Consider the following 1,137-nt stretch of genomic DNA (forward strand, 5'->3'; position numbering starts at 1 on the left):
CCCCGGGCGGGCCGGGCGGTGAACGCCGGCCGGGTCGTCCGCGGGGCGGGGACCGCGGCGGCGTGGTCGGGGGCGACTGCGGGAGGAGTGTACGTGGGGACGACGGTCATGGCGGACCCTCCAGGGCAGCACGGACGACGGCGGCCACGTGGGCCGTGGCGCCTACCGGTCCGCTCGGTCGTGGGTGCGAACCGGTCACCGTATGTTTCTCCGGGGCGGCTGGCGTCCACGTTGTCGTTCGGTGGAGCGCAGATGTGCACCTGCTGAATGGGGCCACTCGATGTCCGCCGTCCACCTGCTCGGTGCCGGGGCGCCTCCGGATGCTCCGCTCCCGGGGGTGGAATCCGCGGCCGAGCCCGCCCTCCACCGGCGCACGCCGGGCGTGCACAGCGGCCGCACCAATCCGGACCGACGACCGGGCACCGCGCCGCCCGGCAACGCCCCGGCCCCCGGGCACCGCGCCGCCCGGCAACGCCTCGGCCCCCGGGCACCGCCTTCCCGCAACGCCTCGGCCCCCGGGCACCGCGCCGCCCGGCAACGCCTCGGCCCCCGGGCACCGCGCCGCCCGGCAACGCCTCGGCCCCCGGGCACCGCGCCGCCCGGCAACGCCCCGGCCCTCGGGCACCGCGCCGCCCGGCAATGCCCCGGCCCCCGGGCACCGCCTTCCCGCAACGCCTCGGCCCCCGGCGTCGAAACGCCGGGGGCCGGGTCCGTCAGCGGGACGACCGCGGGGCGCGGCCGAGGGCGGCGTCGGACGCCCGGGCCGTCAGCCGGCCCGCCACCCCTGCTCGTCGATCCCGCCGGGGACGGCGTCCGCCGGTCCGTACGGCTCGCGGGTGAGGACGAAGGAGTTGAGGTCGAGGTGGCTGACCGAGCCGTCGGCGGCCCGTACCACCCGCAGCGTCTCGCCCGCGTAGTAGCCGTCCAGCCCCGTCCAGGTGCCGTCCGCCTCGGCACGGAACCGGGAGGCGCGGTTACCGGCGGCCAGCGGAGCCAACTCCAGGGCGCGGTCCGCCCTCAGACGCAGCACCTGGGCCGCGGCGCCCCAGTACCAGGGGCCGGTGAGTGCCAGCAGCTCATCGTCGACGGACGGCAGCGGGCGCCACGGCTCGGGCAGTCGCGGCTCGTGCTCGGCGG

At 79.0% G+C, this 1,137-nt stretch carries 1 pseudogene; it reads right to left on the minus strand.

The features are described 5' to 3' along the window. Positions 1–766: 766 nt before the first annotated feature. Positions 767–1,137, minus strand: a pseudogene (locus MCM47_RS41255) (serine hydrolase); the annotation flags it as partial.

Origin of the sequence: Kitasatospora sp. A2-31, assembly GCF_022288725.1 — a bacterium.
Taxonomy (GTDB): domain Bacteria; phylum Actinomycetota; class Actinomycetes; order Streptomycetales; family Streptomycetaceae; genus Kitasatospora.